The organism is Kitasatospora sp. NPDC059577, from assembly GCF_042735475.1.
In the GTDB taxonomy this organism is placed as follows: domain Bacteria; phylum Actinomycetota; class Actinomycetes; order Streptomycetales; family Streptomycetaceae; genus Kitasatospora.
Window position 1 is genome coordinate 1 of the sequence record NZ_JBHWBZ010000048.1, and the last position, 8,193, is coordinate 8,193.

Below are 8,193 nucleotides of genomic sequence, written 5' to 3' on the forward strand. Positions count from 1 at the left end.
TGCGGGAGCTGGACCTCGCGGACACCCCGCCGGCCGCCGCCTACCGCGCGGTGCACGACCACGGCACGGAGGTGGCGTGATGCGGCCGTACGAGCTGTCACTGGCGGCCGCCGCGCGGGAGATCCACGCCCGGCGCCTGTCCCCCGTCGAACTGGTGGAGTCGGTCCTCGACCGCATCGAGCGGGTCGAGCCCGGCCTCGGCGCCTACGCCGACGTCACCGCCGAGCGGGCGCGCGAGGCGGCGCGCGAGGCGGAACGGGAGATCGCCCGCAGCGGCCCGCGCGGGCCGCTGCACGGCGTCCCCGTCGCCCTCAAGGACCTGATCGACGTCGCCGGCCTGCCCACCGGAGCCGGCTCCCGGGTCCGCGAGGGGCACCGCGCGGACACCGACGCCACCGTGACCGCCCGGCTCGCGGCGGCCGGCGCCGTCCTCGTCGGCAAGACCCACACCCACGAGTTCGCCTACGGCCTGATCACCCCGCGCACCCGCAACGCCTGGGACCGCGACCGGATCGCCGGCGGCTCCAGCGGCGGCTCGGCGGCCGCCGTGGCCGCGGGCGCGGCGACCTTCGCCCTGGGCACCGACACCGGCGGCTCGATCCGGGTGCCCGCCGCGCTCAACGGCGTCGTCGGCCTCAAGCCCACCTACGGGCTCGTCCCCCGCCACGGCGTCACCCCGCTGTCCTGGTCGCTGGACCACGTCGGCCCGCTCACCCGCACCGCCGAGGACGCCGCCCTCGTCCTGGCCGCCCTGGCCGGCCACGACCCGCGCGACCCCGCCTCGCTCGACGTCCCCGCCGCCGACTACCGGCCCCACCCGGACACCGACCTGACCGGGCTGCGCGTCGGCGTGCCGCGCACCTACTACTTCGACCGCGTCACCGAACCGGTGGAGGCCGCCGTGCGGCAGGCCGTCGACCACCTGGCGGCGCTCGGCGCCCGGCTCGTCCCGGTCGACATCCCGCTCACCCGCTACATCCGGGCCGCCCACTGGGGCCTGATGGTCCCCGAGGCCACCGTCCACCACGAGTCCGCCCTGCGCTCGGCGCCCGACCGCTACGGGGACGACGTCCGCGTCCTGCTGGAGGCGGGCGCGCTGATGGGCGCCACGGACCACCTGCGCGCCCAGCGCGCCCGGACCCTGATGCGGCAGGAGTGGGCGGGGCTGTGGGAGCGGGTCGACGTGATCGCCGCCCCGGCCGTCCCGATGACCGCCGTACCGGCCGGACAGGAGAGCGTCGGCTGGCCCGACGGCACCACCGAGAGCGTCTCCGACGCCTACGTCCGGCTGTCCGCCCCCGCCAACATCACCGGCGCGCCCGCCCTGTCCCTGCCCGTCGGCCACGACCCGGCCGGCCTGCCGATCGGCATGCAGCTGCTCGCCCGCCCCCTGGACGAACGCACCCTGCTGCGGGTCGCCCACGCCCACGAGCGCACCCGCCCGGTCCGCACCCTCGCCCCGGCGGCCGGGTGACGGGGCGTGCCACGGAGCCGGCGGTAAACGCAACGGCTGTGCTTTACGGTGGACCGCATGAGTCGCAGGCAGATGGTGCGCCCCGGCGGGCGCAGCGCCCGGGTCCAGGCCGCGGTGCACACCGCCGTGCGCGAGCTGCTGGCGGAGGCGGGCCGCGACGCGCTGACGGTGCCGATGGTCGCCCAGCGGGCCGGGGTCACGCCGTCGACGGTCTACCGCCGCTGGGGCGACCTGCAGGAGCTGCTGTCGGACGTCGCCGTGGAGCGCCTGCGGCCCGACACCGCGCCGCAGGACCACGGTGACCTGCGGGGCGACCTGACGGCCTGGGCCGAGCAGTTCCTCGACGAGATGTCCTCCCCCTCGGGCCGTGCCTACGTCCGCGACGCCCTGCTCGGCGACCCCGACGGCGACAACGCCGGCCGGTGCTCGGCCTACGCCGCCGAGCAGATCGACACCGTCCTCGCCCGGGCCCGCGGACGCGGGGAGCCGGTGCCCGACGTCGAGACGGCGATGGACCGCGTCGTGGCCCCGCTGATGTACCGCATCCTCTTCCGCCCGGCGGAGCTGGACGCCGCCTACGCCCGCCGTCTGGTGGCCGGCCTCCTCGACGGCTGACCCCGCTCCCCCGTCGCGTTCCCCGCCGTCCGCGCGGTGGCGCCCGGTGGTCGTGGTCAGCGGCCGCGCGGGCCCGCGGTGGCGGTCGCGGTCGCGGTGGCCGGTGCCGCGGCCGCGGTCGCGGTCGCGGTCGCAGCCGTGGCAGGAGCCGTGGCCGTGAGGGTGTGCAGGGCTGCCAGGGCGCCCGCCTCCCCGTCGCCGTACTGGTGGGCGCGGGCGGCACGGACGGCGGCGTTCAGGTGGAGGACGGCCTCCTCCGGGTGGCCGGTGGCCGCGAGGGCACGGCCGTAGAGGGTCTGCAGCAGGACGCGGCGGGCGGCGGGGAAGGGGGCTTCGGCGACGGCCAGGCCGCGGGCGGCGTGGTGGGCGGCCTCCTCGGGGCTGCCGGCACTCAGGCATTCCTGGGCGAGGTGCTGGCGGGCGAGGGCGACCAGGTCGACGCGGCCGGCCCGTTCGGACAGCGACAGGGCGCGGACCAGCAGCCCGCGGACCCGCGTGTTCCTGCCGTGGCGGCCGAGGGCGACGGCCAGGTTCATCAGGGCGACGGCCTGCGCGGTGCCGTCGCCGGCCCGGGCGGCGAGGTCGGGGGCGCGTTCGAGGTGGACCAGGGCCCGGTCGTGGTGGCCCTCCTCCAGCAGGACCCAGCCGAGCAGGGCGCGGGCGCGGGACTGGGCGGCCGGGTCGTGGTCGGCCTCGGCGGCGGCCAGGCCGTGTTCGAGCAGCGGCACCCAGCCGTCCCGGACCTGCCACACGATCAGCGGCCACTGCAGCAGGACCAGGCGCCAGGCCCGGTCGTGCAGTCCGGCGGTGACCGCCGCCCCGACCGCGCCGCGCAGGGTGTCCCGTTCGGCGGCGTACCAGGCGAGCGCGCTCGTGCGGTCCGGGAACGGGCGGACCTCGGCGGGGCGGGTGCCGGGCGGCAGGGCGCAGCAGGGCTCGCTGCCCGGTTCGGCGGCGTCGCAGGCGGCGACCAGGGTGTTCATCAGGTGGTCGAGCAGGCGCGGCAGCACCTCGTCGTCGACCTCGCCGGGCAGGCTGCGGGCGTAGAGGCGGACGAGGTCGTGGAGGGTGTAGGCGTCGCGGCCGATCTCCACGATGAGGTGGGCGGTGGCGAGTTGGCCGAGGGCGCCGGAGGCCTCGGCGGGGCGGCAGTCGGCGAGGGCGGCGGCGGTGCGGCTGTCGAGGGTGGTGCCGGTGTGGGCGCCGAGGCGGTGGAACATCCGGCGGGCGGGCTCGGAGAGGTGCTGGACGGTGAGGGCGAGGGCGGCGGCGACGCTGGTGTCCTCGACGTCGAGGATGCCCAGCCGGTCCTGTTCGTCGGCGAGTTCGGCGGCGAGTTCGGCGAGGTCGCGGGCGGGGCCGGTGGCGACGCGGGCGGCGGCCAGGCGCAGGGCGAGCGGCAGGCCGTCGCACAGGGCGGCCAGCCGGGCGGCGGCTTCGGGTTCGGCGGCGACGAGGTCGGCGCCGAGGGTGGCGGCGAGCAGGGTGACGGCCTGCGGGGGCGACAGTTGGGCGAGCGGGACGGGGCGGGCGGCGTCGGAGGCGACCAGGCCGCCGAGCCGGTCGCGGCTGGTGACCAGGGTGACGCAGTCCTCGCCGTCGGGCAGCAGCGGGCGGACCCGGTCGGAGCGGCGGGCGTTGTCCAGGACGATGAGCATCCGGCGGCCGGCGGTCAGTTCGCGGTAGCGGGCGGCCATGGCCTCGGGGGTCGCGGGCATCTCCTCGGCGGGCAGGCCCAGGCCGAGCAGCAGTTCGCGCAGGACGGCGGGGGTGGAGCGTTCGGGCAGCGGGCTGTGGCCGCAGAGGTCGACGTACAGCCGGCCGTCGGGGAAGTCGTCCTGGCGGCGGTGGGCCCAGTACAGGGCGAGGGTGGTCTTGCCGATCCCGGCGCCGCCGGTGACGACGGCGATGGCGCCGGGGCCGGCGGTGGCCCGGTCGAGTGCGGCCAGTTCGTCCTCGCGGCCGGAGAATCCGCGCGGGCGGCGGGGGAAGGGCCAGGGGGTGGTGCGCGGCGTGCGGACGGGGCCGGCGGGCCCGGCGGCGGTGGCGTGCACGGGCACGGGCGCCTCGACGGGCAGGGGCGCGGGCGTGGGTGCGGCGGCGGGTGCGGGCGCGGCGGCGGAGGCTGCCAGGCCGCCGACGGTGGGCACGCGCGGGGGCGGGACCCGGTCGGACCGCAGGGCGGCGGCGTCGGTGCGCAGCAGGGAGTCGTAGGCCTCGACGAGTTCGGGCCCGGGGTCGATGCCCAGGTCCTCGGCCAGCGCCCGGCGGGTGCGGTGGTACCAGTCCAGGGCTTCCGAGCGGCGTCCGGCCCGGCCGAGCGCCAGGACGAGCGCCGCGACCAGGGGCTCGCGCAGCGGGTTCATCGTGGCCTCGGTGGACAGCACGCCGGCGGCCGCGCCGTGGTCGCCGAGCCGGCCGTGGGCGCGGGCCAGTTCCTCCACGGCCGCGAGCCGCAGTTCCTCCAGGGCGTGCGCGGCGCACTGCAGCGGGACGCTGGGCGCGGTGCCGGCGAGGGCGGGGCCGCGCCACAGCGCGAGTGCTTCCCGCAGGGCCGTGACCGCCCCGGCGGTGTCGGGCGTCGACCGGGCGGAGCACAGCAGGTGTTCGAAGCGGGCGGTGTCCACGGCGAGTTCGGGCACTCGCAGCAGGTAGGCGCCGCCGTCGGTGACCAGTTCGACGCCGACGGCGGGCGCGCCGTGCGCGGCGAGCAGCGCGCGCAGGCCGGAGACGTGGTTGTGGATGACGGTGCGTGAGTGGCGGGGCGGTTCCTCGTCCCACAGCGTCTCGGTGAGCCGGTCCACGGTGACCGGGGCGCCGGGGTTCAGCAGCAGCATGGCCAGCAGGCTGCGGCGTTTGGCGGATCCGGTGGGCAGCTCCCGGCCGTCCGTGGCCACGGCGGCCACCGAGCCCAGCAATCGGAAATCCACGACCCGCCCCTCGATCAATATGACAAGCATATGACAGTAGGCGACTCGGCAATCACTGGGTGTCGCCCGGGTGACGTACAGGCGTCCTCCGGATGACGGCCGGACGTCGCGGCGCCCCGGGGCCACCACCGCACCCCGGCGGCGCACCCCGGCCGGAGCTTGCACGGCGATCCGCCCCGACCGCCAGTGGTCACGGGCAGTCAGGGACGCCGGAACGGGCGGACCATCCCTGACCAGCGCGGATACCGGGCCCCTGGAACGGGCGGCCGGGACGCGGGGATTCGATGGACCACCCGGTGACCACGAGAATGGTGCCGACAGTCCCCCGGAAGTTCAGAGAAAGCGATACCTCATCATGGATCTCGGCGTGCGCTGGAAGCTGCACGGTGACGGGCGCACGCCCGCACCGGGGGCGGTGGTCCGCCCCGACGAACGGCTCTCCTGGCCCCGCACGGCAGGACTGGGCGCCCAGCACGTGGTGGCGATGTTCGGGGCCAGCTTCGTGGCACCCGTACTGATGGGGCTCGACCCGAACCTCGCGATCATGATGTCCGGCGTGGCGACCGTGATCTTCCTGCTGGCCACCCGCGGCCGGGTGCCCAGCTACCTGGGCTGCTCGCTGTCCTTCGTCGGCGTCGCCGCGGTGATCCGGGCCCAGGGCGGCACCAGCGCGACGGTCACCGGCGCGGTGTTCGTCGTGGCTGCGGTCCTGTTCCTGGTGGGCGTCGCCGTCCAGCGGTTCGGGGCGCGGATCATCCACGCGGCGATGCCGCCGATCGTCACCGGCGCGGTCGTCATGCTGATCGGCTTCAACCTGGCCCCGGTGACGGCCTCCACGTACTGGCCGCAGGACCAGTGGACGGCGCTGCTGGTGATGTTCTTCACCGGGCTGGCCGTCGTGGGCCTGCGCGGCTTCTGGTCGCGGGTGGCGATCTTCCTGGGGCTGGTCTTCGGGTACGGGATCTCCTGGCTGTTCGACCGCGTCTTCGGGAAGATCCACTCGGTGGACGCGAGCGGCCACCCGACCGACCACTGGCGCCTGGACCTGTCCGGCGTCGGCAAGGCCGACTGGGTCGGCCTGCCCACCCTGCACGGCCCCTCCTTCCAGTGGTCCGCGATCCTCGTCGCCCTGCCCGTGGTGATCGCCCTCGTCGCCGAGAACGCCGGACACGTCAAGGCCGTCGGCGAGATGACCGGCACCGACCTCGACGACAGGCTCGGCACCGCGATCTCCGCCGACGGCGTCGCCTCCATGCTCTCCACCGCCGTCGGCGGCCCGCCGAACACCACCTACTCGGAGAACATCGGCGTCATGGCCGCGACCCGGGTCTACTCCACCGCCGCGTACTGGGCGGCGGCCTGCTTCGCGCTGCTCTTCGGCATCTGCCCCAAGTTCGGCGCCATCGTCGCCGCCATCCCCGGCGGCGTACTCGGCGGCATCACCGTCATCCTCTACGGCATGATCGGCCTGCTCGGCGCCCAGATCTGGACCAAGTCCGGGGTGGACCTGCGCAACCCGCTCAACCTGGTGCCGGCCGCGGCGGGCATCATCATCGGCATCGGCAACGTGACACTGAAGTTCACCGACACCTTCAGCCTCAGCGGCATCGCGCTGGGCACCCTGGTCGTCATCACCGGCTACCACACGCTACGGGCCCTGGCCCCCGCCCACCTCAAGACGCAGGAACCGCTGCTGGACGAAGGCACCTCCTCCTACGACGAACAGACCCCCGAGGGCGCCGGCTGACGACCCGTGAGGACACCGGCGGAAGTAACCCCACAGGTACTTCCGCCCGTGGTTCCGCCTGGTTCACGGGCCCGGCAGATGGTCGAATCGCTGCGTAGGCTCGGGCCGGTCGTCCCGGCCCGGGCCCGCGTCCGATTCCGCACCTCCCCGGGGAGACCCATGTCCCGTCCGTCCCGCCGCCGCACGCTCACCTACGGGGGCGTGGCCACCACCGTCCTCGCGCTCTCCTGGGCCACCGCGGCCCCCAGCAGCGCGGCAGGCCAGGTGCTGTGGACCCCGAGCACGAGCAAGGGCCCGTCCTCCTTCGCCTCCGTGCAGTGCGCCTCGGGCAACTTCAAGGTCGTCAACGACGCCGCCAAGGGCAAGGTGTGGCGGGCCTACCAGGCCGCCGGGCAGGAACGCTGCGAGACGCTCAGCCCCGAGCTGAAGAAGGGCGACACCTTCTACCTCGGCTGGTCGTCCAAGGTCGACATCAAGGACGACAACAGCCGCTACGTCTTCCAGCTCAAGTGCTCACCGAGCACCGACACGGCCAACCACCCCATCGAGATCGACGCCACCAACGGGCGCATCCGGCTCCAGGAATGGGACACCCAGCACGTGTCGCACACGCTGTGGACCGCCCCGACGACCAACGGCCAGTGGCACTCCTACGCACTGAAGATCCGCCTGGGCCGGACCGACGGCACCATCGACTTCTGGTTCGACGGCAAGAAGCAGACCTTCACCACCGGCTCCGGCACCTTCAAGGGCACCACCTGGGACGGCGACAGCGACTACCTCAAGTGGGGCTCGTACCACGAGTCCACGGGCGACGCGACGAACACCTTCACCAGCCCCGTGATGGCCACCACCCTGGAAGCGGCCACCGCCGGCTCGTAGCAGGGGACGCGAAGAACGTCCGCAGGCCCGGACCGCGTGGTGGCGGCCCGGGCCTGCGGCACGCGGAGCCCCGTACGTCGGAAGTTCTGCTCACTGCCCCGCGTTCCGCTCCCGCGTCTTGCGCTGCATCTCGTCCAGGATGGCCAAGGTCTCGGGGTAGACCGGGGCCGTGCTCTCTTCGACATCCTGCGGATTCTGCCGTGCTTGCGGGAGCAGCTCGTCGTAACGAGGGTCCCCCGGCACGAACTTGTACCACCCGTCGTAGAAGTACCCCTCCACAGTCCTTCCGCCGTACTTCAGCCAGATGGTGACGCCATTGGCATCGAGCATCGGATAGTCCGTGACCTCATAGGGCTCAGAATGCTCGCTCAAAATACCCCTCCGGAATCTGCGCCGCCTCGAGGTCGCCGTACGTGAATTGATCCGGCGCCTTGGCAGTCCAATGACTGAACGCCCGCCCGGATACAGGGATCGGGGTGAACTGCACCCGTCCGCGTGGCGGTGGGGGGGGGGGGGCGCGCGGCGCGCGCCCCACCCCGAACCGG

At 74.7% G+C, this 8,193-nt stretch carries 6 protein-coding genes; 4 read left to right on the forward strand and 2 right to left on the reverse strand.

All coding sequences use genetic code 11. The features are described from left to right. Positions 1-79 precede the first annotated feature (79 nt). Positions 80-1,474 (forward strand): amidase, encoded by a 1,395-nt coding sequence (locus tag ACFV0O_RS29255; protein ID WP_380346653.1) that lies wholly within the window; start codon positions 80-82, stop codon positions 1,472-1,474. A 57-nt stretch (positions 1,475-1,531) separates the two neighbouring features. Beyond that, positions 1,532-2,089, forward strand: a complete 558-nt coding sequence (locus ACFV0O_RS29260; protein WP_380346654.1) for a TetR/AcrR family transcriptional regulator — start codon at positions 1,532-1,534, stop codon at positions 2,087-2,089. Between the two features lie 56 nt (positions 2,090-2,145). Here the strand turns inward: ACFV0O_RS29260 and ACFV0O_RS29265 are convergent, their stop codons facing one another. Next, on the reverse strand, positions 2,146-5,019 hold the full coding sequence (locus ACFV0O_RS29265; protein WP_380346655.1) for a BTAD domain-containing putative transcriptional regulator: 2,874 nt from the start codon (positions 5,017-5,019) through the stop codon (positions 2,146-2,148). Between the two features lie 355 nt (positions 5,020-5,374). Here ACFV0O_RS29265 and ACFV0O_RS29270 point away from each other — a divergent pair, with 355 nt between their 5' ends. Continuing rightward, a complete protein-coding gene (locus ACFV0O_RS29270; protein ID WP_380346656.1) occupies positions 5,375-6,766 on the forward strand; it encodes a uracil-xanthine permease family protein in 1,392 nt (463 codons plus the stop codon). Between the two features lie 159 nt (positions 6,767-6,925). Continuing rightward, positions 6,926-7,648: a heparin lyase I family protein gene (locus ACFV0O_RS29275; protein WP_380346657.1), complete on the forward strand. Its 723-nt coding sequence runs from the start codon at positions 6,926-6,928 to the stop codon at positions 7,646-7,648. A gap of 90 nt (positions 7,649-7,738) precedes the next feature. On the opposite strand, the gene ACFV0O_RS29280 is transcribed toward ACFV0O_RS29275, so the two are convergent. After that, the gene (locus tag ACFV0O_RS29280; protein WP_380346658.1) at positions 7,739-8,020 is read right to left on the reverse strand and encodes a hypothetical protein; all 282 of its coding nucleotides are present in this window, start codon (positions 8,018-8,020) and stop codon (positions 7,739-7,741) included. Positions 8,021-8,193: the final 173 nt, after the last annotated feature.